The sequence below is a fragment of the Sulfurimonas paralvinellae genome (genome assembly GCF_014905135.1).
In the GTDB taxonomy this organism is placed as follows: domain Bacteria; phylum Campylobacterota; class Campylobacteria; order Campylobacterales; family Sulfurimonadaceae; genus Sulfurimonas; species Sulfurimonas paralvinellae.
The window spans coordinates 1,918,611-1,944,204 of sequence record NZ_CP041406.1; the positions used below are offsets into that span (position 1 = coordinate 1,918,611).

The window sequence follows — 25,594 nt, forward strand, 5'->3', positions numbered from 1 at the left end:
TTTTAAAAACTACACACAAATACTACACACAAAACAGCTATACTTTTTTCAATAAAACATTAAAAAGGTGTAGTTGTGAAAATATTTTTCGTTGTTCCTCTGCTTATTGGAACACTTTCGTGGAGCATGACTCTAGATGACCTCATCAACACTGCATTGTCCAAAAGTCCTTCACTTGAAGTTATCAATGCAAGACTTAAGGCAAACAAGCAAAATATTGCTATATCAAATCAGTTTGACAACCCCGAACTGCTCTTTACAAAAAACACCATTGATGCAGCACAGCCTATGAGTCAAAGTGTCATCACCGTGAAACAAAAAATCCCTTACTACTCAAAAAGAGAAAAAAGGGAAGATGTTGCAGTTGCAGAAGATAAAATTCTTCAAGAAAAACTGCAGGCTGCAAGAGTAGCACTTGTTGCACGTATAAAAAACGAAGCCTATACCATTTGGGAGCTGCGTGAGCTTGAGAACATCATTGATGAATATATTACGCTGACAAAACAGAACATTAACCTCTATGAGTCCTACACGAGTGTCAGTGATAATCAACACATGGGCATCATGAAAGCGGAACTTTCTCTCTCAGATTTAAAAGTTCAAAAAACAGCACTCGATGCTAAAATCTCCACAGCCTATGCAAGACTTTCGTATCTTGGAGCTGTAAAAGTAGATAATCTTGATATCGATCTGTACTTAGATAAAAAACCAAATCTCGCAGCACTCAAAGCTTCTCTTGGAAGCAATCCCGACATCTTGATTCAAGAACGTGAGATTGGCAGACAAAATGCAAAAGTGCAGCTTGCAGACATTAACAACTACCCGGATGTGACTCTGCTTGCAGGCTATGCATACAGAGAAAAACATGATAACTACTTTAACTTTGGTCTTGGACTTTCCCTGCCGATGTATGGCACAGAAGATGCAAAAGAGCAGCAGGAGCGCGCACTTTTACTTGCTAAAAAGAGTCAAAAAAATGACACAGTTTTAGCTATTGGTTCACAAATTGAAATCTATTATGCACAGATGCTTGCTTCTTATAAGATATATCATATCATCCATGATGAGGCACTGCCGCAGGTTGCGCATATGTTCGAGCTCTCTTCCTCTTCCATATCGATAGGAAGCGATCTCTTTAAATACATTGACGTCCTGTTTCAAAAACTCGATTTAGAGAAAAAAAGTATCAATGCCGTTGCAAATTATAAAAGAAGTGAAGCACAGATTGCAGCACTTAAAGGGGAGACGAAATGAACAAATTAACACTGCTGGCACTTTTAGCACCACTCGCACTTTTTGCACAGCCAAAAGAAAAACCGACTGTTGAACAGCTTTTCTCGGTCCAGACCGTAAAGGTACAAAAAGTAAGAACGGCACACAGCAAAGAGAACTACGGTTTTATAAAAGCCGATGAAGCACGCATTTATGACATTTCTCCTCGTTTTGGAGGATTTGTAGAAAAACTCTATGCAGATAAAATCTACAAATATGTAAAAAAAGGCGAGCCGCTTGTCACTCTCTACTCTCCTGAAGTCTATAAGGCAAAGGAAGATTACCTCAACTCTTACAGATACACAAAAGTAAGAGACAACAAAGCGATGCTCAGAAGCGCAAAACTAAAACTAGAGCTTTTGGGTGTAGATGAGAAAGAGATTACCGCTGTTCTTAAAAACAAAAAAGTTTCACAAAACATAACTATCTATGCACCTGTTTCCGGTTATATCTTCACAAAGAACATTGTTGACGGCGCAGCATTTTCGGCAAAGAACAAACTCTTTGAGATTGTAAATCTTGATGAAGTCTGGGTAGAGACAAAAATATTTGAAGATGATGTAAACTGGATAAAAAAAGCAAATGACTTTCGTGTAAGCTTTAAAACAACCAATAAAGTCTACACAACACATAACAAACTGCTCTACCCGAATCTGAATCCAAAAGAGGCAACGCTTACTATGCGTCTGAGACTGGACAATGCCGACAACACACTCTTTCCAGGGATGTATGCAACAGTTGTATCAAAAGGCACCCCGCATGAATACCTCACGCTGCCGCAAAGTGCCGTGATACGAAAAGACGGCAAATATTACGTCTTTGTCGTGGGTGAATTTGAAGGAGAGTACGAGCCAAAAGAGGTCAATGCACAACCGCTTAACAACGATACCTACATCATCAAAGGTTTAAATGCAGGCGATGAAGTCGTCAACAATGCGATGTTTATGATGGACAGTGATGCGCAGATAAACGGACTCTTTTAGTCTAGTGCCTCACGCACCTCTTTTGAGATTTCTTTCTCATCCACAAAAAAGAGCAAAACGCCTCCAATGACAAAAAGAGTGGCAACGGAAGCGATGGATAGTCGTGAATTGTGGCTAAAGAGTGCCACACCTGCGATGAGCAGCGGTCCTAAAATAACGGCGAACTTTCCAAGCAGATCGTAAAAGCCAAAAAACTCTGCCGAATATTTTTGCGGTATCATCTTTGAATAGTACGAACGGCTGAGTGCCTGAATACCTCCTTGAACGAGTGAGATCATCACTGCCAAGATGTAGAATTCTGAAACTTTTTCCATCATTGACGCAAAAACGATAATAACGATATAGATCAGCAAAGAGAGATAGATCACTTTTTTTGTATCCCAGATCTCTGCAAGCTTTGCAACGATGAGCGTGGCAGGAAAACCGACAAACTGCACAATGAGCAGCGCCATAATAAGACTGCTGCTGTCAAATCCAAGCGCCATGCCATAGTCAACTGCCATACGAATGATGGTATCTACTCCGTCGATGTAAAACCAGTAAGCAACCAAAAAGAGAAAAAGCCCCTTCAGGCTTGTCACTCTCTCAAAGGTCTTTTTGAGCCGTAGATATCCGGCAAGAACAAGAGAAAATTTTTCTTTTTTGTGTTCTTTTTTTTCTTCGACAAACAACAAAAGAGGCAGTGAAAAGAGCGCCCACCACACTGCCACACTGATAAAAGAGGCCTTGATGGCTTCCGCTTTATCTACAAAACCGAAAAAATCAGGTTCCTGCACCATAAAGACATTGAATGCAAATAAAATACCGCCGCCGAGATAGCCAAGAGAAAAACCAAGTCCTGAAACGAAGTCCACGTTTTTATCATCACTCACAGAGGGAAGCAGTCCGTCATAGAAGATATTTGAGCCCATAAAACCGACGTTTCCAAGTGCATAGACAAACGCAGCGAGTTCCCAGTTACCCTGCTCAACAAGTGCGAGTGAAGCACTCATCAAAATACCCAAAAATGCAAACAAAAATAAAAAACGCTTCTTCAAAGAGCCCGCATCGGCAATAGCCCCAAGCAGAGGAGCCAAAAGAACAACCACAAAACTAGAAACCGAGTTGGCAATTCCAAGCTGCGCCGTACTCACAGTTACATCTGTCCCCACACTATAATAAGACTTAAAAAAGATAGGAAAGAATCCGGCCATGACCGTAGTAGCATAAGCAGAGTTCGCCCAGTCATACAATGCCCACGAGTAGATACTTTTCTTTATGTCGTTTTGCATGAAATAATTTTATAGGAAGTTTGGTTAAGGGGGTGTTAACATCAGTAATTGAAATTAGCAAAAACAAAATAATAGAAATAAATTATATCTTTCCTACCCCCACTCTCTATCACAAACTCTACACAAAGCCCCGCTATAATTTTTTCAAACTAAAAAAACGGAAAAATTATGATAGAAAAGCTCATTGCCTTTAGTATAAAGAACAAATTTATTATCCTTTTAGCCTCTTTGGTCCTGGTTGCTGCTTCTATTTGGAGTATGAAGAACACGCCACTTGATGCACTGCCTGATTTGTCACCTCCTCAGGTTATTGTGCAGATTAACTGGGCTGGTCAGTCTCCTGAGATTGTGGAGTCGCAAGGGACGTATCCGCTTGTGGCGCAGTTTTTGGCTATTGCGAACATTGATACTGTTCGTGGGTATTCTACTTATGAGAATGGGCTGATTTACATCATCTTTAAAGAAGGAACTGATCTTTACTGGGCGCGCAGTCGTGTGCTTGAACAGCTCGCTTCCATACAGTCACAGCTCCCTGCAAATATGAACGTTGCACTCGGACCAGATGCCAGCGGTGTAGGCTGGGTGTATGAGTACGCACTCAAATCAAAAACAAAAAACCTTGCCGAGCTTCGTACGCTACAAGACTACTATTACAAATATGCGCTAATGGGTGTTGATGGAGTGAGCGAAGTGGCAAGCATTGGCGGGTTTGTTCCAACCTTTCAAGTCACCGTTAACAATGACAATCTTGTCCGTTACAACCTCAGCATCCAAGATATCGCCAAAGTATTAAAGAAAAACAACAATGACACCGGCGGGCGTATTGTCATCCAAAACGGGTATGAGTGGATGGTACAGGCAAAAGGCTACATCAAAAACCTCGATGATATAAGAGGACTTGTTGTCACGACAAAAGCAGGTACACCTGTAAAACTCGGCGATATTGCAAGAGTGGAACTCACTCCCTCACCACGCCGCGGTTTGGCTGATCTTAACGGTCAAGGAGAAGTAGTCGGTGGTATCGTGATGGCACGTTACGGCGAAGATGTTTACACGATGATACAGCGTGTGCAGAAGAAGATGAAAGAGCTGAAAGTTGACGGTGTAGATGTCGTCACTGTTTATGATCGCTCAGGGCTTATCGACAAAGCGGTCGATACTTTAAAAGATACGCTCATCGAGGAGAGTATCATCGTTGTTATCATCATCGGGCTTTTTCTGATGCACTTTCGCTCTTCGCTCATCGTCATCATTGTTCTACCTTTGACGGTCGGCTTTACCTTTTTACTGATGAAACTCTTTGGCATAGGCTCCAACATCATGAGTCTCGGCGGTATTGCCATTGCCATCGGTGCGATGGTGGATGCTTCCATAGTCATGATAGAAAATGCCCACAAAATGCTGCACAAGTTTGAGCACAAAGAGGGAAGAATACCGAATGACAAAGAACGCATCGGCATCATTCTCAAATCGTCACAGCTTGTCGGGCGTCCTATCTTTTTTGCACTTGCACTCATCGTAGTTTCATTTTTACCTATCTTTGCACTCAGCGGACAAGAGGGCCTGCTCTTTACACCTCTTGCCTTTACAAAAACCTTTGCAATGGCTGCAGGAGCACTGCTGAGCATCACGCTTGTTCCTGCACTTATGATATTTTTCATCAAAGGAAAAGTACCTGCTGAAAATAAAAATCCTCTAAACAGGTTCTTTATTTGGCTGTACCATCCTGTCATTGTTTACGGGCTCAAACTAAAATACCTTGTAATTGTTTTGGTGCTGCTCTCTCTTGGTTATATGTACCCCCTATACAAAAGTCTCAAATGGGAATTTATGCCGATGTTAAATGAGCAGACCTTTATGTATATGCCTGTCACGCCTTACGGTATCAGTATAGATCAATCTAAACAGCTTTTGCAAAAGACAGACAAAATCATCAAATCATTTCCTGAAGTGCAAAATGTTTTTGGTAAAGCCGGGCGAGCAGGTACGGCAACCGATCCTGCACCGCTTGGTATGTTGGAGACTATCATCACTTTCAAACCGCAAAAAGAGTGGCCTGATCCTAAAAAAACATATGATGAACTAAGAGAAGAGATGGAAGCCGCTTTGCAGGTTCCTGGACTGACAAACTCATGGACCTACCCTATTCGCGGGCGCATAGATATGCTGCTCAGCGGTATACGAACGCCTATTGGCATCAAACTTTACGGTATGGATGCAAAAGGACTGCAAAAGTTTGGGAAAGAGATAGAGGAAAAACTCAGAGCCTATGACAAAACACTCTCCGTCTTTGCAGATCAGGCAAGTGCGGGGTACTACATAGACATCATCCCCGATGAAGAAAAACTTGCACGTTATGACATGAGTAAAGATACACTCTTAGAATATACCGCTCTGGCTGTCGGAGGCATGAAAGTCTCCACCATGTATAAGGGTCTAGAACGCTACCCTATCAGCCTGCGCCTTGAAGGGAGCGAGAGAAGAACTCTTGAGTCTATACGAAACATTCAAGTAAAAACAAAGCTCGGTTTCGTACCGCTTGGCTCATTGGCAGAAGTAGCCTACAAACAAAGTGCCTCTGTCATCAAAAGTGAGATGGCAGCACCGGTTACATTCATCTACATTACCCCAAAAGACGGCATAAGCGCAACAGGGTATAAAGAAGGCGCACAGAAATTCATCGATGAGATTAAATTCGATCCGGGTTATTATATAGAGTGGGCAGGACAATCCGAGTATCTTGATTCGGCTATGAAACGTATAGTGTGGATAATCCCTGCCGTACTTGTGGCGATATTCTTACTTATCTATATGGCACTAAAAAAGCCTGTACCGACGCTTATCGTCTTTTTTACACTGCCGTTTGCACTTCTTGGCGGACTCATCTACATTGACGTGCTCAATTTTGCTATGAGCATCGCCGTTATTGTCGGATTTTTGGCACTGCTTGGCGTTGCGGCGGAAACTGCCATTGTTATGATTATTTACCTGCAAGAAAGTGTAGATGAATTCAAAGAAAAAAGGGGAGATGCCTTTAACTTAAAAGATCTCAATGCTGCCATTTATGAAGGAGCCGTTCAACGTGTCCGTCCAAAACTGATGACGGTATTTGCCATCATAGCCGGTTTGGCACCCATCATGTATACACACGGAGTCGGAAGCGAAGTGATGCAGCGAATCGCCGCACCAATGCTTGGAGGAGTGGTTAGTTCTGCTGTTTTATCTTTAGTGATCATTCCCATACTGTTTGAAATATATCAAAAAAAACAGCTTGATAAAAAAGAGGAGATATAAACCTCTTTTTTTACTACTTCATACTTTTAAAAAACAGGGTGAATGTAGTTCCCTTGCCAATTTCTGAAGATACTGTAATTTTTATACCGTTTGCATCGCATATCTGCTTCACAATGTTGAGTCCAACACCAAATCCACCGGCAATGTCTGACTGGCGTTTATACATCTCAAAGATTTCATCAAGTTTTTTCTCGTCTATACCGACACCCTCATCCTCTATGATAAAAGAGTCTGCATTCATTTTTATGGTTATGGTAGTTTGTGGCATAGAGTATTTTATGGCATTTGACAACAGGTTTGAAAAAAGAAGTTCAGCTCTTGATGGAATGATGCGCATATTAACATCTTCGAGCTCTGTTTTTATATTTATATCTTTAGCCTCTGTCAGCTCACTGTAGTAACTAAGCGTCTGCAAAAGAAGATCTTTGAGGTTTACATCCTCTGCCTCTTGCTCTTTTTGTTTAAAATTTAAAAACGTCAACGACTTGTAGATACTCTCAAGCTGTTTCGTGCTTATAGAGATGTTTGTAAGAATGTTTTTATCATACACCTCTTTTTTTATCGCTCTGCTTGCACTCATTTTTAAAGCAGTTATAGGTGTATTAAGCTCATGTGAAACATCCTGAATAAAACTCTCGATCTGCTCCATTCTCTGATGTACCGGCTTCATAAAGAGTTTTGAGAGGATAAAAGAGATCAGCATTATGAGTAAAAAACTTACTCCCATCACCATAAGTACACTCTTTTGCAGTTGTTTTAGCTGTTGAAAGTATCTTTTTGTTTTGACGACGACATACTTGATGTTCAAATGCTTTTGAGGTGCATCCGAGACCAAAACCTTATACCCGTTCTTTTCATAGTACCCAAGTTTATATGCACCTGTCTCACTTGATGGAATCAGCATATATTCAAACCCATCCTCATTCGGCAGATGCAGTGTTTTACCTTGCATCTGGGCATTTATGATAAGTCCGGAAAGCTTATCTGCAATATGATTCATTTTATAATAGGTTGTACTCTCAAGCGAATTTTTTTGTGCGCTGTAGTACCAATAGCCGGAAAAAAGAACAAATAAAAAAGAGGAGAGAAGGTATAAACCGACAAAGGAGTAGAATGATCTTTTTTCTAACTCATTCAAACTTATACCCTTCTCCACGAATGTTGACAATATGCTCTTTTCCAATATGTTTTCGTAAATTTTTCACAATTGTACGTATGGCATCATCACTCGGCATATCTTCATATTCCCAAAAGTTTTGCAACAGTTCATCAGAACTGACAACACGATGACGATTTTTATAAAAGTAGTGCAGACACTCACTCTCTTTATGTGTCAGCTTCACTGTTTCATCAGCAATTTTAAGCATATGTGTCTTTGTATCAAAAACAATGCCATCATCCAGTTCTATAAGGCTTTCAAGTCCGAAATGCCTTTTTATATTTTCTATTCTCTGTGCCAGCTCTTCAAGATCAAACGGTTTTTTTATAAAATCATTTGCACCCGATTCAAAAGCCGATTTGAGATATTTTACATCATGAAAAGCGGTAATAAAAATAGCCGGAGTCTCATCACTGAAATCACGAAGCTCACGTAAAAGTGAAATACCGTCTCCATCAGGAACATTGATGTCAAAGATGTAAAGATCAAACTTGTCATCTTCTGCAAGCTGCAGTGCTTTTTTCATACTGTAGGTCTGTACGACTTCGTACTCGTCTTCTAAAAAATCAACCAAGATATTTGCCAGTGCCGTGTCATCTTCAAGTAATAATATTTTCATGCAGATATTGTACCCTAACTTTGCAACTCTTTTATAGCCTTGCTAACATCCCCTAAACAGCATCCGCCGCTTGGATTGAGTATTTCACATGAACATCCGGGATCTTCCATTTTCGCTTTTATGTCTTCAAGTGCTGTTGTTTTTCCTGTCGCTTCAAGCTCGGCTTTTATCTTCTCTTTGCTCCACTCAAAACAGTAGCATACCGTTGCAGGAGATGCACCCTCTTTACATCCGACAACGACACTCATGTTCTCTTGCGTGAGAATCTCATCACCTCTGAAATAGACAACTTCACAGCTAGGTGTTTTACAGTAATAAAACCCGTCAAAACAATCAAGCTTTGCTTTTGTCTCTTCTGTGACAAGATGCTCTACCGTTTTTCCAAGAACACCTTTGGCTTTTTGACCGCACTCAGGACACTCTACTTTGCCTTTTGGCTGTGGAGTGCAGCAGTTATGTTCTTCTTTTACTTTAAATGTGCTAAACATGATTTCTCCTTTGTATATGGTATTTTACCCCTTCTTTGTGTAATTTTTGTGTTGGTATACCAAATAGTAAAATCATGAACACAAATGCAACACACAAAAGTTATATACTGCTGCTAACAAAACAAAAAAGGAGTTTCATATGAAAACTTTCACAAAAATATTCTTCGCTCTACTTTTAGGAGCAACACTCTCTCACGCAGCGGCATTCAGCAAAGATGCAAAATTTAGAACAACGACAGTTCATATCACTGCAGACAAACCTCTAACCACAGGATCAAATACCGTCGTTGTAACTATCAAGAAAAATGGCAAACTTATAGATGATGCAAAAGTGGCACTCAAAGCCTTTATGCCTGCAATGCCGGGAATGCCTGCTATGAGTTCAAAAGCTAATGCAACAAAGCTTGAAAACGGAAAATATAAAGCAACCTTGAACTTTGCCATGGGAGGGACATGGCAGCTACATATTTTCATCACACCGAAAAAAGGTAAAAAATCTCGCGTAAAAACTACGCTGAATTTTTAAAACACATCTACAAAAGCACAAGGAGCGGTTATCATGCAAAACATATCCAGAAGAACATTTGTCAAAGGTGTTATCGCTGCAGGAATGGCACTCTCGAGTGTTAATTTAAATGCAGATACGCATAGAATAAAAAGACAAAAAACAGAAGAACTCAGTGGCACTGTTTTTCATCTCAGCATAGATAAAACTCTGGTAAACATTACAGGGAAGCCTTCGTATGCTACTGCTGTTAATGGAATGTTGCAAGGCCCTACTTTGCGATGGAGAGAAGGCGACACGGTTACCTTACATGTAACCAATAATCTTGATGAATCATCTTCAATTCACTGGCACGGAATTATTCTACCATACCAAATGGACGGTGTTCCGGGAATAAGTTATAATGGAATCGCTCCGGGTGAGACGTTTACATATACCTTTAGAGTACAACAAAGCGGAACGTACTGGTATCACTCTCACTCTGGATTTCAAGAACAGACTGGAGTATATGGTGCCATAGTTATTGAACCAAAGGAAAAAGATCCCTTTGCATATGATAGGGAACATGTCGTGGTTTTATCAGATTATTCGGATGAAAAACCTGCAAATATCTACAGAAAACTTAAACTCTCGGCTGATTACTACAATTTCAACCAAAGAACTCTCGGAGACTTTTTTTCCCAAGTAAAAGAGAAAGGCTTTTTAGAAGCTTTTCAAGAGAGAAAAATGTGGAATGAAATGCGTATGTCTGACAGAGACCTCTCAGATGTGACAGGATACACCTATACTTTTTTAATGAGCGGACAAAACCCCGCAACCCGTTTTCAAGCTCTGTTTCAAAATGGCGAAAAAGTACGACTGCGTATAATAAATGCTGCGGCAATGACCTTTTTTGATCTGCGCATTCCAGGTTTGAAAATGAAAGTCGTTGCAACTGATGGAAACAATATACAACCCGTCGATGTCGATGAATTTCGCATAGGCGTTGCCGAGACCTATGATGTCATCGTAGAACCTGAAGATGATAAGGCCTACGCTATTTTTGCACAAGCAATAGACAGAAGTGGTTATGCCCTTGGAAATCTTTCAACAGATGAAAACATTTTGGCAGATGTTCCAAAGCTAGATAAACGTCAGACCCTTACACTTAAAGATATGGGTATGAACAAGAATATGTCAAGCATGAAAAAGATGGATATGTCACAAAAAGAAAACATGAGCTCTCTTAAAAAGCCCATTCCTCTTACAAAACTGCCTATGAAATGGGATGTAGGGACAACCATGCGGGCGATGAACCCACAATACAGACTTAATGATCCTGGAGTCGGACTACGCAACAACGGTAGAAAAGTGCTCACTTATGCCGATCTGCGTTCTTTACGCTCCACCAAAGATGATAAATATCCAGACAGAGAGATCATACTGCATCTTACCGGAAATATGGAACGTTATATGTGGTCGATTAACGGCATACCGTATCATGAAGCAGATCCGCTTGAGTTTCACTATGGAGAGCGTCTGCGTATTACCTACATCAACGATACGATGATGAACCATCCTATGCACTTGCACGGATTATGGAGCGATTTGGAGACCGGAGATGAAAATCATTTGGTACGAAAACATACCATCATCTCGCAACCGGGTTCAAAGATCAGTTTTCGTGTTACCATAGATGCCAAAGGTGCCTGGGCATATCACTGCCATCTGCTCTATCATATGACAGATATGTTTAGAAAAGTCGTGGTGTCATAAGGAGGATATGATGAAAAATTTACTTATAAAATTAACACTTTTGGCATCTGTAGCGACTGCATCTTTCGCCGGCGGAGGCGGAGATATTTTACGTGCAAGCTTTACCGCAGACAGTCTTGAGTATCAGGCAAATGATGAAAAAACAATTTACTGGGATACTTACGGCTATATCGGGTATGATCTAAACAAAATCTACATTTACAGTGAAGGTGAAAAAGTGGACAATGCAAGTGCCGATAGTGAAAATCAGCTTCTTTATTCACGTGCAATTGCTCCTTTTTGGGATATTCAAGCAGGAGTTGATTATGACATTGCCGGCTCAGAACATAAAACATGGGCTGTTGTTGCACTCTCAGGACTGGCACCTTATTTCTTTGAAACAAGAGTAGCACTTTTGTTTGGAGATAATGGTAATGTAGGGCTTAGAATCGACTTAGAATATGAAGCACTTATAACGCAAAAACTGATTTTGACACCTAAATTTACTTTAGATGCCTACTCTAAAGATGTCCCAACAATGGAATACGGCTCAGGAGTATCTAATATAACATTCGGAGCGAGACTCAGATATGAAATAAAAAGAGAATTTGCTCCTTACATAGGTGTTGAGTGGAGTAAAAATTATGGAAACACCGGAAAATTTTCTCCTCTTGATGAAGCCTATGTCACAGGAGGAATAAGATTTTGGTTCTAACCAAAATCGTAAAGTATGTTTTACACACATACACCACACAAACTCTTATTATACTTTTATAAATACAGAGTATAAAGGATTTAAAATGATTTATAAAACACAAACAACATATCCACTCGAAACAGTCAAAGCACAACTGCAAGACAAAGCAAAAGCTCTTGGATTTGGAGTGCTTGGTTCCTATGATTTTAAAGAGCTTTTGAAAAACCGTGGCTTTGAACTTACACGGGATGTTACCGTATATGAACTTTGCAATCCGGCAGCAGCACATAATGCTCTGAATAATTTGCCGGAAATTTCAGTCTATCTTCCATGTAAACTTTCTATTTATCGTGAAAACAACATGACTGTTTTAGCAACAATCGGCATAGAAGACATGTTAAGCTCAACCACTGTTGAAGAGCCGCTAAAAGAGCATTTACAAGAGATATTTAATAATGTCCGTGCTCTTATGAACTCTTGGTAGAAAGGGGATTATAATGCATGGCTGGGGATTTGGTATGGGTTTTGGATGGCTGATACCACTGTTATCTATACTGGCGTTGTTCTATTTTTTTAATGACAGCAGAAGGAACTATGATAATGAAGAGTCCGCTAGAGATATTTTAGATAGACGCTTTGCTAACGGTGAAATAGACGAAGAAGAGTACAAACGAAAAAAAGAGCAGCTTAAACACTGATTTGGAGGTGTATTATGAGTGCAGAAAATCAAGACGAAGAAAATATTTACTGTATAGATGACTCTTGTGAAATAGGAAATGTTTTTTATACGTGTCCCATGCATCCAGAGATCCATCAAAACCATCCTGGAAACTGTCCAAAGTGTGGCATGGCACTTGAAAAAGAGGTTGAAGCACTACCGACAGTAAAAACACAATACACCTGCCCCATGCATCCCGAAATCATTCGTGATGAACCGGGGGACTGTCCAAAATGCGGTATGCACCTTGAACCCATAACCGTACAGGCAGAAGAAAAAAATGAAGAGCTTGATGATATGAGCCGTCGTTTTTGGATAAGTACTGTTTTATCTATTCCTCTTTTTATATTGGCAATGGTAAATGACGTAACACCGCAATATATTCCATCTTCCTTCTCGGCACAAATGATACAATGGATAGAATTCTTTTTGGCTACTCCTGTTGTTCTTTGGGGAGGCTGGCCTTTTTACGTTAAAGGATATCAGTCTGTAAAAACATGGAATTTAAATATGTTTACACTTATTTCGATGGGTGTCGGCGCTGCATATATTTACAGTATTATTGCTCTATTTTTTCCTGAAATTTTTCCTCCGCTTATGCATACAAAAGAGGGTATAGTGCATGTATATTTTGAAGCAGCGGCCGTTATTACTGCACTTGTTCTTTTGGGACAAGTGCTTGAGCTGCAAGCAAGAAGCAAAACAAATACTGCCATAAAAACTCTGCTCAACCTCGCACCAAAACAAGCCCATAAAATTATAGATGATGCAGGCAACGAAGAGGATATAAGTCTTGAACTTGTTCATGTTAACGATAAACTCAGAGTCAAACCGGGAGAAAAAATTCCCGTTGATGGAATAGTCATAGAAGGACAAAGCAATATTGATGAGTCAATGATAACAGGAGAACCTCTTCTTATACAAAAAGCAGTGGGTGATACTCTCATCGGTGCGACCATCAACAAAAACGGAACACTCATCATGAAAGCTACAAAAGTGGGCAGCGACACTATGCTTGCGCAAATTGTACAGATGGTAGCCCAGGCTCAACGTTCACGCGCACCGATCCAGCAACTTGCAGATACTGTTTCAGGCTATTTTGTACCGGCAGTTGTTTTCTCTGCTATTCTTGCATTTATAGGCTGGTGGATTTGGGGGCCACAGCCGCAACTCGCCTATGCGGTTGTAGCTGCTGTATCCGTACTCATTATCGCCTGTCCCTGTGCTTTGGGACTAGCTACTCCTATTTCTATTATGGTAGGAACAGGTCGTGCGGCTCTCTCAGGTATCCTTATAAAGGATGCCAAAACGCTTGAAAAAATGGAAAAAGTCGATACTTTGGTCGTTGACAAGACAGGAACACTTACACTGGGAAAACCTACAGTAACTGATTTTATTACATCTAAGGGATATGATAATGATGAACTTATTAAATATGCAGCTTCTCTCGAACGTGCAAGTGAACATCCGCTTGCACAATCTGTCATTGAGTATGCAAAAGAGTCCAATATCGCACTTATTAATGTAGAAAACTTTGAAGCTGTTCCGGGTAAAGGCGTTATCGCACACATTGACGCTAAAAAAATAATTTTAGGAAGTGAAAAACTTTTAAAAGAACAAGGCATTTCTATTGAAGATGTCAAAGAAAAAGCAGATACAATGAGAAATGACGCCAAAGGCATTATCTTTATGGCTATTGATAATAACTACTGTGCAATTATTGCTATAGAGGACCCTATAAAAAAGACTTCAATTGAAGCTGTACAAACATTGACAAACGAAGGTATCACTGTTGTAATGCTCAGCGGAGACAATGAGTTTACAGCTAATGCAGTTGCCAAGAAGCTTGGTATATCCAAAGTATATGCAAATATATTGCCAGATGGTAAAGCCGATGTTATTAAGGAACTCCAGAGTAGTGGAGCATGTGTAGCAATGGCTGGTGACGGCATCAATGATGCGCCGGCACTTGCGCAGGCAGATGTAGGCATTGCTATGGGAACAGGAACGGATATGGCTATAGAGAGTGCTGGTGTAACACTTATAAAAGGAGATCTGCTCGGAATCGTCAAAGTCCTCAAACTTTCCCGTGCAACGATGAAAAACATCAAACAAAATCTCTTTTTCGCCTTTGTTTACAACAGTGCCGGTGTACCGATAGCTGCAGGTGTACTGTACCCGTTCTTTGGTATAGTACTTTCCCCTATAATCGCAGCTACGGCTATGAGTTTCAGCTCTGTCTCTGTTATAGCAAATGCCCTGCGATTAAAAAATACGAAACTCTAAGAAAAGGAATACAATGAAAGTTACATTTGTAGGTATTGGTATGTTGATACTACTGCTCAGCGCTTGCAGTGATGAAAAGAAATCAGCAAAATCTTCCGCACCTGGCATGAAATGCGGTGCTGGAAAATGTGGTGCCAACATGTTTGACGGTAATGCTGCTTTGATTAAAAAAAAGAAAAACATACTTGCACAGATGAGAAAAGATGATCCACGACAGGAGTGTATCAAAAAGGCAAAGAGCACAAAAGAGACCTATGACTGTGTACGAGACCCTAAAACAAAGATAATGACACTAAAGTGTGGAAACAACAAATGTGGAGCAGTTAAGAAAGAGCCAAAACCCACTATGAAGTGCGGTACTGGAAAATGCGGCTCTTCTATGAAATAATTGCTTAATCAAGAATTATTTTCTCTTTAAAGCCGACAATATGTGCATTCAGGTTCAGTTTCTCTTTTAAAACCTCTTTGAAGACCTTTTGCGATTCAAGTTCGCCATGAACCAAAAATACTTTTTTAAGGTCTTTTATATGTGATATCCATTTCAAAATGCCCTTTTGATCTGCGTGAGCGGAAAATCCGTTTATCGTATGAATGGAAGCTTTCACAATGATATCTTCACCATAGACATTGATCCATTTTGCACCCTCAACTATGTCCCGTCCAAGCGTTCCCTCTGCTTGAAAACCGACAAATATCACGGCATTTCTTTTATCCCAGATACGGTGTTTGAAGTGGTGCGTAATACGTCCGCCGTTGCACATACCACTCCCCGCGATAATAATCGCTTTACTTTTGATATCGTTGATGCCTTTGGAAGCCTCCGGTGTTTCGGTATAGATGAGCGAGTCAAAGTTAAAGACGGTTCCGTCCTCTTTGACATTTTCCTGACATCTGTTTGTAAGTTGCTGTGCGTAGTTTCTATAAACCGCTGTCGCTTTTGTTGCCATTGGAGAATCTAAAAAGACCTTACATTTTGGCAATTCTCCGCTTGCATGCATATCACGCAATACGCAAAGCAACTCCTGTGTTCTCTCAACTGCAAAAGATGGAATAAGTACATTTCCTTTGTTCTGCAAAGTTTTGAGAATAACCTCTTTAAACTCTTTTATCGTCATATCTATCTTTTGATGTTCTCTGTTTCCATAAGTCGTCTCGACATAAAGCGCTTGCGAGTCGTCACACTTATCAAGATTTGGCATAACAAGACCGTTATCATTGCCGATATCACCCGAGAAGACAATCGTATGCGAGTCACTATTTTCCATATATGAGAGTTCTATAAAAGCAGAACCTAGAATATGTCCTGCATTTCTATAGACAAAGCTGATGCCTTCACAAAGATCATAGTATGTATCATATTCCGGGTTTATCCACTCTATGCTTGAGAAGGTTTTATCTACATCCAACGGCTCATACAACGGTTTTGAAAGTTTTGTCTCTTTCCCTTTTCTCAGCGCTTTTTTATAGCACGTCTGAAAATCTTCCGTCATGATCTTAGCACTGTCCATCAAAATGATCTGTGCCAAATCCATTGTCGCGGACGTTGCATAGATCTTACCCTTGAATCCCTCTTTTACCAGTTTGGGAATACGCCCGACATGATCAAGGTGGGCATGTGTCACTAAGAGATAGTCTATCTCTTTTGGGTCAAAGTAAAAAGCCTCTTCGTTCTTATCTTCATCTTCACCCTGAAACATACCGCAGTCTATCATTATCTTCACACCCTCAACATCAAGCAGGTGACATGAGCCCGTTACCTCTTTTGTCGCTCCGTACGAATGGACAGTTGCCATAATAGATCCTTAAAGTTATTTAGACCTATTATACGCCTCTAAGACTTAAACTTCAAGAGCCTTTTTGATGACATTCGCCACACGAAAAGAGTTAGCATAGATTGTCCAGGTATAAGGAACACTGCCACCTGTCGGCATAAAAGAGGCATCAGTCACATACAAATTTTGCAAATCATGCGCTTTACAGTTTTTATCGAGCACCGAAGTTCTGGCATCATTGCCGAAGCGGCACCCGCCTGCAACAAGATTTGGCGGCGGTGAAGAAGAGATGGAGTAGTCAATCTCTTCGCATCCAAGTTCTTCTAAAATCTTCACCGCTTTTTTTGCTAGATGCTCACCCACTTTCAAATCCTGCGGATGTCCATAGAGGTTGATAACGCCGACCGGCATACCGTACTTATCTTTTGCTTCCTTATCAATCGATACAAAGCATTTGTCTGTCGGTAACCAGTCATTAAAGACCTCAAAAGTAAGTACCCGAGATGTTGTCAGCCGTTTTTGCACTTTTTTTGCCAAATCATCACCCCACAAAAGCTCGCCGTTGTCATCATAGACCTCACGCATCACACGCGGAATAATATTTTGATGTTCAAAAAGAAAGTCTATTGTGCCGCCTTTAGTTTTCTTGCCATCTTTGTCATACTCATACCAATCCTGCAGGCTTCTGTTAAAAAACACGCCCACCTGCATCAACTCACGCTGCTGCTCCTGCGTGAGCTTCTCAAATACAAAACGACCGCTGCCGCTGCCGCCTGCCGAGAAGATGAGATTTTTTCCAACCTCGCCGCTTGAATTTGCCAGACCATTAGGGAAAAATTTATTTTTAGAGTTCAGTAGCAGACGGGAGCTCTCAATAGCCTGCGCCGCAACAACAAAAATCTTTGCCTCAATAACATGGGGCACACCGAGTCTGGTCTTATAGTATGCTTTTGTCACCCGCTTTGCATCACTCTCGAGTCTGTAGACAAAAGCGTCAGTAATGACTTTTGCTTTGCATTTTTGCAGCAATGCCGCACGTGAGCTTCCTTTAGCACCGCTTGCACAGCCATAACTGCCGCAGAAGTTGGAGTAAAAACATCCCTTACGTGAGAGTGCGTCATAAGAGAGTATGGCTCTTGGAGTGGGCATTACATCGTAGCCGAGAGCTTCGCAGGCTTTGTCAAACCATCGTGTCACACCGTTTGTCTGCAATTCTGGGTAAGGAAAGTTTGCTGTTGAGCGCGGCTCCTGAAAGCTGTGATTAACAACTTTGCCGCTTACACCGACAACCTGCTCCACTTTGGCATAATAGGGTTCCATATCTTCGTAGCTTATGGGCCAGTCGACGACATTGGATCCTTCTATCTCTCCATAAACGGTCTTGAGCTTAAAATCATTGGGCTTGAGTCTGTGAAAATAGCCGCTCATCAAGTTCGATGAGCCGCCGACCATTGAGCCGTTCCAAAAACTCCAGCCATATTCGCGTCCGTCATAGCGTTTTACTGAGCCGTCATCCTGCACTTCATTGATGATATGAAACTCATCTTCAAGTTTCGGCGTGAACATATCACGACGGCATACCCCAAGCTCGTCTTTGTTAAAATCCTGCTCGGTGTAATTTTTTCCTTTTTCCAAAACAACGACATCAAAGCCAGCATTTGAAAGCTCATAAGCGATTGGCCCCGCCCCTGCGCCACTCCCGATAATACATACATCAACCATTATAAAAAAGGCTCCTTTGGTCTGGGCACTCCGCCCTCAAATGCCAGCCATTTCCAGCCGGCTTCTTTGTTATTGCTGCCATAAATGGGGTCACCCAGCATCGCTTCAAACATATAGCTCATCACATCATAGATGAAGCTCTCTCCCCACTCGGTCTTTGCTATGTTTTTGAGAACATTCTGCCGATCGTTGCGTGAGAGTTTAACATAGGAAGATCTATATATTTTCACAGCCTCTTCGTTGAGCCATTTGACGCCGTTTTTGAGAAAATCTTTATCTGATTTGGATATTTTAGAGTGATTGAAAACAAGACTCATATACGAAGCCGTCTCAATACCGAGCTTCTGTGCCTGAGGAAACAGATCTCGATGCATAACTCTTAATGTATCAATAGGTGTCGTTATACCAAACAAGCTGCAGCCGTCCATCAAAAAGACAGCACCTGAAAGAAAACCCGCCGCTAAAAATCTTCTACGAGAAAAGTTCGTCAAAAAAAGAGCCTTTTTTCTTTGGAGTATAGCTTGAAGTGCGTTCATCCACAAAATCAGGATCACCTTTTTCAAACTCTCTCTGCGAGACTTTTTTTACGTGTTTTGGGGATTTTTTCTCTTTAACAAATCCATTGTCTTTTGAGCGTGTCGCTCCATGAGGAATACACATATCGTCCTCCTTTTTTTATCTTGATACTATTATACAAAAACTTCGTGTACTCTTTGTGCAGGCAAGAGATATTAAATATCAATCCACCAGCGCCTCTTTAAAATAACAATCCACATCCATGTAGGTTTTACCCGCGGTGTCTTTAAAAATAAGGTTCTCTTTTGTCAGTTTCTTCAGACTATCAAGCCCCATCACAGCCAAAAGTCCTCGGATTCCAGAGAGCATCTGCGTATGGTACGAGGCGATATTCCTCGCTTTTTTCTCTACCAAAAACGAGGCACGTTTCTTTTTATCCTGTGTTGCCAGACCAACCGGACAGGCTCTGCCGTGTGCACCTGAGCATTCACGCGCACGAATACAGCCGGCACTCATCATAAAGGCTCTCGCAATAGCCACATAGTCAGCACCAAGACCAAAAAGAACAATGGCATCATCGGGAGTAAGCACCTTTTCACTGGCAATAAGCTTTACCCTCTCACGCACACCAAGACGCTCAAGTGCACTTTGTGCAATAAAGAGCGCCTTTGCAATGGTCATACCGACCGTCATCATCATCTCAAGCGGTGCGGCACCGCTCCCGCCCTCACCGCCATCGATGGTGATAAAATCAGGGTACGCATCCGAACCCGCATCCACTCGCGTCTTAATAAGCTGCGCATACTCATCAAATGCGGCAGCCGAAGAGATAACTATCTTTACGCCAACGGGTTTTTGTGAGATCTTTTTCAGTCTCCCCATAAAATCAAAGAGTTCTTCAAGTGTATGTGCATACGGAAACTGATTTGGACTGAAAAGATTTTCATGTGCTTTGACACCGCGATAGTAGGCGATCTCTTCACTGACTTTCGATGCTAGGAGTTTGCCCCCTGTCTGTTTTGCACCCTGTGCCATCTTGATCTCCGTCATCTTACAAAAACGCATCGTTTTTTGGTAGCGCGTCTCACAAAAATCGCCGTTTTCATCACGAACGCCATAAAGACCGCTTCCCATCTGAAAGATAATGTCGGGCATATCATCGGGAACATTTTTTGGAAAAACATCCAAAGGAGCATCCCAGTTAACACGATAAAAGAGCATCTCGTCTTTGTCAAAAAGATAACTGTCCGGTGCTTTTGAATAGACGACCATATGCTTGTAAACCTTTTGTGCAATGGCTCCATTAATGAGAAGTTTGATGATTTTATAGACAGCTTTTGCAAAGAACGTTCCCTCAAAAGTTTCAAAAAACTTACACTCACGCGTGTATTTGTGCGTGTAAAAAAAGTTGGATGTCAAACTGCCTTCACCGGTGTTGATAGGAAATTTTCCTAGATATGCCCCTTTGGTAAAAGCGCGTGTTCCCTCAGGTGAGATAGCTCCGTCACTCATGGCTGAGCGTCCAAAAACCGAGCGTGTTGTAAAAGGATTGGCAGAATGTTCTCCAAAAGTAACAGAAAAATCATCACTGACATCTTCTGTATTTAAAACACAATTGGCATTTTTAAAAGAGAGTCGTGCACCTTTTTGCGGCTGCCCCGGAGAAAAAGAGGCATAAGCCGATTTTCTCTCGGCCGAGTCATAAACCCATTTTACCTTGTCAAAAGATTCGTAAAATTTTTCATCGCCGAAATACTGCCGCATCGGATCACGCAGAGCATAAAAAAAGTAGCGCAGTCTCCCGATAAGCGGATAGTTTATAAGCAGTTGATTCTCTCTTTGAATATACTTATCATAGATATAAATAATTACAGAGACAACAACGAAAAGAACAATGAAGGCTTTCATTAAAAACATCATGATAGGGAAATTGAAATGCCCTATCTTATGTGTAAATTCTACTAACTCTTCCATCTTGCTTAACTTTTATCACCGAAAATAAGTCTGTCAAGTGAAAATCTCCCCGCACCGTGTGCTATGAAAATGATCAAAAAGAGCATATAGTAAAGCGGAATCTCAAAACCGTTGTTCCCCGCTTCAAAACCGTTTGGAAGGTGCACTGTTACAATGGCAACAATCATAATCACAATTAATGGAATGGAGATTAAGCGTGTTAATAATCCCAGTGTTAAAAGTACAACACCAGTTATCTCCGTACTTGCCGCCATATAGGCATTGAGCGTGGGGAAGGGAATGCCCATAGAACCAAACCACTCTGCAACAGAGTTGATGTCACTCCACTTCATCATAGCCGGTTGATAGAAGCCGTAAGCTACTGCCAATCTTGCAAAAAGCAGACTCGGTGATTTCAAATACTCACTCAGACGCGAAAATTCCAAATATAATTTTTTGATACTCATGATAAACTCCTCAATTTGTTTATAAGTGTATGATACCCTTCATATGTGTAGTAACTGTGTAGAGAGCTTGTGCTATACTTTTGTAACAGGAGTTGCTTATGTTCAAAAACCACAGTTGTAACATGTCTAACAAAGAGTCGTACATCCGCTTTCTAATCGGCGTGTTGCTTGTCGTTTTTGCAGCTTTGGAAAATTCCTTCGTCTTAAGCATATCTGCCGTCATACTGCTCTACACAGCATACAAACGATTCTGTTTTATGTATGCACTCTTTCATATCAACGAAAGATTCGGTAAGCAAAACTACTATCTTTCACTATTGCCAAAATACAGATCTCTCCCCATTTTTATCTTTGATAAAGAAGGAAAAATCCTTTTTGAAAACAGAGCCGCAGAAAAAGAGATAGCAAATGTACATTCCAAAGAAGACCTTCCCACAGGAGAAAATGATATTGCCTATTATGAGTATAATGGCATCATCTATCAGATTGAGTACAGGAAAGTTCCAAAAGAAGAACTTCTTCTGGCCTATTTTGATGATGTTACAAACATTGTAAAGCTTAACAAAGAGATTGAAGATACCCAAAGAGAAGTTATCTATGCCATGGGAGAGATAGGCGAAACACGCTCAAAAGAGACAGGCAACCATGTCAAAAGAGTAGCGGAGTATTCAAAGATTTTAGCACTTCTATATGGTTTGAAAAAAGAGGAGGCGGAAAAACTCAAAATGGCTTCTCCTATGCATGATATAGGAAAAGTCGGTATTCCCGATGCCATTTTAAATGCTCCGAGAAAGCTCACGAAAGAGGAGTTTGAAATAATGAAAACCCACGCTCAATTGGGTTATGATATGCTCAAACATTCCCATAGACCAATACTCCAAACAGCCGCAATCGTGGCAGGTGAGCATCATGAAAAGTATGACGGCAGCGGATATCCAAGAGAACTGCAAGGTGAAGATATCCATATATATGGCCGCATTACCGCTATCGCCGATGTTTTTGATGCTTTAGGAAGTGAGAGAGTATATAAAAAAGCTTGGGAGTTAGAACGGATTTTGGAACTTTTCAAGCAAGAAAAAGGGAAACATTTTGACCCGAAACTAGTAAACTTGTTTCTTCAAAATTTAGACAAGTTTTTAGAAATAAGAGAAAGGTTCAAAGACATATGAAAAAATTTAGCCTTATTTTTCTTATGCTTTCATCTCTTCTTTTTGCCGCAAAAGTAGAGTTTGAAGTGCTTGGCTCTGGCGGTCCAGAGATAGACGGACGGGCAAGCACCGCTTATCTACTCTGGATAGATAACAAAGCAAGACTCATAATTGATATGGGAAGCGGTTCTATGCTTCGTTTTGAACAGTCTCATGCAAAAATAGAAGATCTTGAAGCTGTCGTACTCACGCATCTGCACATTGACCACAGTGTTGACCTACCAGCGTTTGTCAAAGCGGGTTATTTTTCACAAAGAACGAAAAGTCTCGATATTATTGCACCAGACGGTAATGAATTTTTTCCCTCAGCAACTGAATTTCTACATGATTTGTTCGGGGAAAATGGTGCGTATAGATACATGAATGACGTCCTCACGCAAGAGAGTGACTCTTTTGAAATCATTCCTGTAAATGTATCAAAAACTATGCACCGAGAATATCAAGATTTCAAACTTACAATGGTTCGCGTTCATCACGGCATAGTTCCTGCACTCGCAGTAAAAATCAGTATAGATGGCAAAATAATTGTCATCAGCGGCGATACAAACAATGAAAATCACATTCTGGAAGCATTTGCAAAAGATGCTGATTTGTTTGTAGCCCATCACGCCATACCGCAACAGGCGAAAGGATATGCAACAAACTTGCATATGTCTCCTTCAATTATCGCTCATATTGCTCAAGTTGCAAAAGTGAAAAAGGTAGTTTCAACGCATCGTATGAACAGAACAATCGGATTTGAACCTGAGAGTTTACAGGAGATAAAAAAGATTTATAAAGGAGAAGTTGTATTTGCAGAAGATAGAATGAAGATAGAGGTAAAGTAGGATAAAAAATCCTACTTAAAGATGTTTATTACATCTTTCCTCCACATTTACCTGTACCGCATTTTGCTTTTTTCTTCTCTTTTTTAGCATCACCACATTTACCAGCGCCGCACTTGCCTTTTTTCTCAGCTTTCATTTTAGCACCGCATTTACCGCTGCCATCAGCTTTTTTAGCCGGTTTTTCCATTGAAGAACCACACTTACCTGCACCGCATTTCATTGCCGCACTTGCAGAAGTCGCTCCAAGAGCCATGAACAGAGCTGCACCTAAAAGTGTCGCTGTTATGTTTAATTTTTTCATTTCTCATCCTTTGATTTTGAGTTGAACAAGTGTAACATAAAATAAAAAATATTTATGTGCACCGGTTACATTGCAACAATTCTACAAAAATAGTGTGTAGTGTTTGTGTAATACTGTATAATTAGATAAAAGATTATTTTTATCTATAAAGGCTTTCCAATTTTATCAAAAAAAGAGACACTCAAAGAGCAGTTTAAAAATTTTTACAACGAACATAAACCAAAGAATTTCGAAGATGCTGTAGAGAAGTTTGCCATCTTTGGCGGTGTTGCGTGGGGCAAGATAGACACCTCAAAACCTGCTGATGAGCTTATAGAAAAACTCATCTTGGATGATTATCGCTACATCAGAAATGACATTACCGAGCTGACAGACGGACAGCCGCTTTATCATTCCATCTTAAGTGCCGTGGCACAGAGCGACGGAAAACTTCATGCCGTCTATAAACGTGCAAATGTCGAAGAGGGTGTCGGTGAAAAAGCAGTGGCTACACTCTGTGAACGCGGTATTTTACGACAAAAACGATGTAAAGGTGCCGATGACAAACTCTTCTTTACGCTTCCGTTCCTGCGTTTTTGGTTTGCTTTTATCTCACCGCTTTTCAAAGGTATTCGTGATGGCAACTATGACGAAGTAAAAGAGCGATGGCAGGCTCACGCAAACGAATTTGCAACACTTACCTTCAAAGAACTCTCATGGGATCTGTTGCGTGAGACTTTTGTAGAGGACTCCATTATGGAGATGAGTGAGTATTGGCAAAACGACGGACTCACCATAGATATCTACGGACTTACAAAGAGTAAAAAACGGGTGATCGGCCTCTGCAAATACACCAATGCAAAAGTCAAAAAAAGTGAGCTCACGCGACTGCAGGAGCTGTGTGAAAAAGCGAACATAAAAGCTGACATCTTTGTCATTGTTGCAAAAAAAGGCTTCTCTTCAGAGCTGAAAGCACTCAAAGGTGAACAGTTAAAGCTCTATACTCTCAAAAATTTCAAAGCACTGGTTGGCTAAATATGCAAAAGAAGGTCTTGCTCTTACATGGCTGGGGAGGCAGTGACTATCCGCATTGGCAGAGCTGGCTGGCAGGTGAACTTGCAAAAGATTACGGCTGTGTGAATTTTCTGAGATTTTCTGATGTTGACACTCCAAAGCTGGATCTCTGGCTGCGTGAGCTGAGTGCTGCACTTGAAGATTTCAAACCTGACATTGTTATCTGCCACTCATTGGCAAATACACTCTGGTTTCATGCCTGCCTCACGCAAGAGCTGCAAGAAGTAGAGAAGCTCTATCTTGTTGCGCCGCCGAGTCTGCACTGCAAACTAGAAGAGCTGAATGAATTTTTCCCTGCAACTGTTCCGGATAACCTTCACGCAAAAGAGACACTGCTCGTTACCTCAACGAATGACCCTTACATGACAAACACAGAAGCAAAAGAACTTCAAAAACAGTTACATGTAAAAATGGAAGTGATAGAAAACGGCGGACACCTTAATGCGGAAAGCGGCTATGGTGCATGGGAGTGGATGCTTACAGAGGTAAAGAACTCTCTGCTTTACGCGTAAACATCCAAAAGATTGTTGCTCACTGCCGGAACAACATCTTTTTTATGTGTGGCCTCAAAATTTTTGGCTTTTTTCTGCGTCTCATTTGTCAAAGCAGCCGGATCTGACTGACTGGAGTTTGTTCCGTTGTCTTTTACTGAACTAGGATCCAATCGCCCTACTTGAACAGGACTTGGGTAAGGTGATCGGAAAGTATACTGAGCTACTTGCATATCTTCCTCCTTAACGTTTATAAGA

The 25,594-nt window shown here is 40.9% G+C and carries 26 protein-coding genes and 2 pseudogenes; 15 read left to right on the top strand and 13 right to left on the bottom strand.

Features of this window, described 5'->3' with window-relative positions:
- Positions 1-75: 75 nt before the first annotated feature.
- Together FM071_RS09865 and FM071_RS09870 are read left to right on the top strand one after the other, a co-directional pair.
- The gene (locus FM071_RS09865; protein ID WP_193110825.1) at positions 76-1,254 is read left to right on the top strand and encodes a TolC family protein; all 1,179 of its coding nucleotides are present in this window, start codon (positions 76-78) and stop codon (positions 1,252-1,254) included.
- Positions 1,251-2,255 carry an efflux RND transporter periplasmic adaptor subunit gene (locus tag FM071_RS09870; RefSeq protein ID WP_193110826.1) on the top strand — a complete coding sequence of 335 codons (1,005 nt, stop codon included), beginning with the start codon at positions 1,251-1,253 and terminating at the stop codon, positions 2,253-2,255. Before FM071_RS09865 ends, FM071_RS09870 begins: the two co-directional genes overlap by 4 nt.
- On the opposite strand, the gene FM071_RS09875 is transcribed toward FM071_RS09870, so the two are convergent.
- On the bottom strand, positions 2,252-3,526 hold the full coding sequence (locus tag FM071_RS09875; RefSeq protein ID WP_193110827.1) for an MFS transporter: 1,275 nt from the start codon (positions 3,524-3,526) through the stop codon (positions 2,252-2,254). The two genes, FM071_RS09870 and FM071_RS09875, sit on opposite strands and share 4 nt — an antisense overlap.
- A 168-nt stretch (positions 3,527-3,694) precedes the next feature.
- Here FM071_RS09875 and FM071_RS09880 point away from each other — a divergent pair, with 168 nt between their 5' ends.
- Complete coding sequence (locus FM071_RS09880) at positions 3,695-6,820, top strand: efflux RND transporter permease subunit (protein ID WP_193110828.1); 3,126 nt, start codon at positions 3,695-3,697, stop codon at positions 6,818-6,820.
- 13 nt (positions 6,821-6,833) lie between these two features.
- Here FM071_RS09880 and FM071_RS09885 read toward each other — a convergent pair whose 3' ends face one another.
- Genes FM071_RS09885 through FM071_RS09895 form a run of 3 tightly spaced genes read right to left on the bottom strand, consistent with a single transcriptional unit; the run spans position 6,834 to position 9,086 of the window.
- The gene (locus tag FM071_RS09885) at positions 6,834-7,958 is read right to left on the bottom strand and encodes a sensor histidine kinase (protein WP_193110829.1); all 1,125 of its coding nucleotides are present in this window, start codon (positions 7,956-7,958) and stop codon (positions 6,834-6,836) included.
- Positions 7,951-8,598, bottom strand: coding sequence for a response regulator transcription factor (locus FM071_RS09890; RefSeq protein WP_193110830.1), 648 nt, complete (start codon positions 8,596-8,598; stop codon positions 7,951-7,953). Before FM071_RS09890 ends, FM071_RS09885 begins: the two co-directional genes overlap by 8 nt.
- Positions 8,599-8,612: 14 nt before the next feature.
- Positions 8,613-9,086: a putative iron-sulfur cluster-binding metallochaperone gene (locus FM071_RS09895; protein WP_193110831.1), complete on the bottom strand. Its 474-nt coding sequence runs from the start codon at positions 9,084-9,086 to the stop codon at positions 8,613-8,615.
- Positions 9,087-9,225: 139 nt separating this feature from the next.
- Here FM071_RS09895 and FM071_RS09900 point away from each other — a divergent pair, with 139 nt between their 5' ends.
- From FM071_RS09900 to FM071_RS09930, 7 genes are all read left to right on the top strand, one after another.
- Entirely contained in the window at positions 9,226-9,612 is a 387-nt protein-coding gene (locus FM071_RS09900; protein WP_193110832.1) for a FixH family protein, read from the top strand.
- A 33-nt stretch (positions 9,613-9,645) separates the two neighbouring features.
- Positions 9,646-11,346, top strand: coding sequence for a copper resistance system multicopper oxidase (locus tag FM071_RS09905; protein ID WP_283949405.1), 1,701 nt, complete (start codon positions 9,646-9,648; stop codon positions 11,344-11,346).
- Between the two features lie 10 nt (positions 11,347-11,356).
- Positions 11,357-12,040, top strand: coding sequence for a copper resistance protein B (locus FM071_RS09910; RefSeq protein WP_193110833.1), 684 nt, complete (start codon positions 11,357-11,359; stop codon positions 12,038-12,040).
- Between the two features lie 85 nt (positions 12,041-12,125).
- Positions 12,126-12,506, top strand: a complete 381-nt coding sequence (locus tag FM071_RS09915) for a DUF302 domain-containing protein (RefSeq protein WP_193110834.1) — start codon at positions 12,126-12,128, stop codon at positions 12,504-12,506.
- Between the two features lie 13 nt (positions 12,507-12,519).
- Entirely contained in the window at positions 12,520-12,720 is a 201-nt protein-coding gene (locus tag FM071_RS09920; RefSeq protein WP_193110835.1) for an SHOCT domain-containing protein, read from the top strand.
- Between the two features lie 14 nt (positions 12,721-12,734).
- Positions 12,735-15,026 carry a copper-transporting P-type ATPase gene (locus tag FM071_RS09925; RefSeq protein ID WP_226960532.1) on the top strand — a complete coding sequence of 764 codons (2,292 nt, stop codon included), beginning with the start codon at positions 12,735-12,737 and terminating at the stop codon, positions 15,024-15,026.
- A gap of 13 nt (positions 15,027-15,039) precedes the next feature.
- Positions 15,040-15,414: an HvfA family oxazolone/thioamide-modified RiPP metallophore gene (locus FM071_RS09930; RefSeq protein WP_193110836.1), complete on the top strand. Its 375-nt coding sequence runs from the start codon at positions 15,040-15,042 to the stop codon at positions 15,412-15,414.
- Between the two features lie 4 nt (positions 15,415-15,418).
- On the opposite strand, the gene FM071_RS09935 is transcribed toward FM071_RS09930, so the two are convergent.
- The 6 genes from FM071_RS09935 to FM071_RS09960 form a co-directional block, all read right to left on the bottom strand.
- Positions 15,419-16,819: an MBL fold metallo-hydrolase RNA specificity domain-containing protein gene (locus FM071_RS09935; protein ID WP_193110837.1), complete on the bottom strand. Its 1,401-nt coding sequence runs from the start codon at positions 16,817-16,819 to the stop codon at positions 15,419-15,421.
- A 45-nt stretch (positions 16,820-16,864) separates the two neighbouring features.
- Entirely contained in the window at positions 16,865-18,520 is a 1,656-nt protein-coding gene (locus FM071_RS09940; protein WP_226960533.1) for a GMC family oxidoreductase, read from the bottom strand.
- Positions 18,520-19,011: a gluconate 2-dehydrogenase subunit 3 family protein gene (locus tag FM071_RS09945; RefSeq protein WP_193110838.1), complete on the bottom strand. Its 492-nt coding sequence runs from the start codon at positions 19,009-19,011 to the stop codon at positions 18,520-18,522. Before FM071_RS09945 ends, FM071_RS09940 begins: the two co-directional genes overlap by 1 nt.
- Positions 18,992-19,180 (bottom strand): hypothetical protein, encoded by a 189-nt coding sequence (locus FM071_RS09950; protein WP_193110839.1) that lies wholly within the window; start codon positions 19,178-19,180, stop codon positions 18,992-18,994. The genes FM071_RS09945 and FM071_RS09950 overlap by 20 nt, the downstream gene beginning before the upstream one ends.
- A gap of 78 nt (positions 19,181-19,258) precedes the next feature.
- Complete coding sequence (locus FM071_RS09955; protein WP_193110840.1) at positions 19,259-21,010, bottom strand: FMN-binding glutamate synthase family protein; 1,752 nt, start codon at positions 21,008-21,010, stop codon at positions 19,259-19,261.
- Between the two features lie 5 nt (positions 21,011-21,015).
- Positions 21,016-21,456, bottom strand: coding sequence for an HvfX family Cu-binding RiPP maturation protein (locus FM071_RS09960; RefSeq protein ID WP_193110841.1), 441 nt, complete (start codon positions 21,454-21,456; stop codon positions 21,016-21,018).
- Positions 21,457-21,578: 122 nt separating this feature from the next.
- Between FM071_RS09960 and FM071_RS10765 the strand changes: the two are divergent.
- The 3 genes and pseudogenes from FM071_RS10765 to FM071_RS09970 form a co-directional block, all read left to right on the top strand.
- Positions 21,579-21,728, top strand: a pseudogene (locus FM071_RS10765) (YgaP-like transmembrane domain); the annotation flags it as partial.
- Between the two features lie 264 nt (positions 21,729-21,992).
- Positions 21,993-22,625, top strand: a pseudogene (locus FM071_RS10770) (HD-GYP domain-containing protein); the annotation flags it as partial.
- On the top strand, positions 22,622-23,491 hold the full coding sequence (locus FM071_RS09970; protein WP_193110843.1) for an MBL fold metallo-hydrolase: 870 nt from the start codon (positions 22,622-22,624) through the stop codon (positions 23,489-23,491). The pseudogene FM071_RS10770 and the gene FM071_RS09970, both read left to right, overlap by 4 nt.
- A 28-nt stretch (positions 23,492-23,519) precedes the next feature.
- On the opposite strand, the gene FM071_RS09975 is transcribed toward FM071_RS09970, so the two are convergent.
- Both FM071_RS09975 and FM071_RS10820 read right to left on the bottom strand, forming a co-directional pair.
- Positions 23,520-23,792, bottom strand: a complete 273-nt coding sequence (locus FM071_RS09975; RefSeq protein WP_193110844.1) for an HvfA family oxazolone/thioamide-modified RiPP metallophore — start codon at positions 23,790-23,792, stop codon at positions 23,520-23,522.
- Between the two features lie 203 nt (positions 23,793-23,995).
- Positions 23,996-24,118, bottom strand: a complete 123-nt coding sequence (locus FM071_RS10820; protein WP_264299362.1) for a hypothetical protein — start codon at positions 24,116-24,118, stop codon at positions 23,996-23,998.
- Position 24,119: 1 nt separating this feature from the next.
- Between FM071_RS10820 and FM071_RS09980 the strand changes: the two genes are divergently transcribed.
- On the top strand, positions 24,120-24,806 hold the full coding sequence (locus tag FM071_RS09980) for a DUF234 domain-containing protein (protein WP_193110845.1): 687 nt from the start codon (positions 24,120-24,122) through the stop codon (positions 24,804-24,806).
- Between the two features lie 2 nt (positions 24,807-24,808).
- Entirely contained in the window at positions 24,809-25,357 is a 549-nt protein-coding gene (locus FM071_RS09985; protein WP_193110846.1) for an RBBP9/YdeN family alpha/beta hydrolase, read from the top strand.
- Here the strand turns inward: FM071_RS09985 and FM071_RS09990 are convergent.
- Complete coding sequence (locus FM071_RS09990) at positions 25,348-25,569, bottom strand: hypothetical protein (RefSeq protein WP_193110847.1); 222 nt, start codon at positions 25,567-25,569, stop codon at positions 25,348-25,350. The two genes, FM071_RS09985 and FM071_RS09990, sit on opposite strands and share 10 nt — an antisense overlap.
- Positions 25,570-25,594 lie beyond the last annotated feature (25 nt).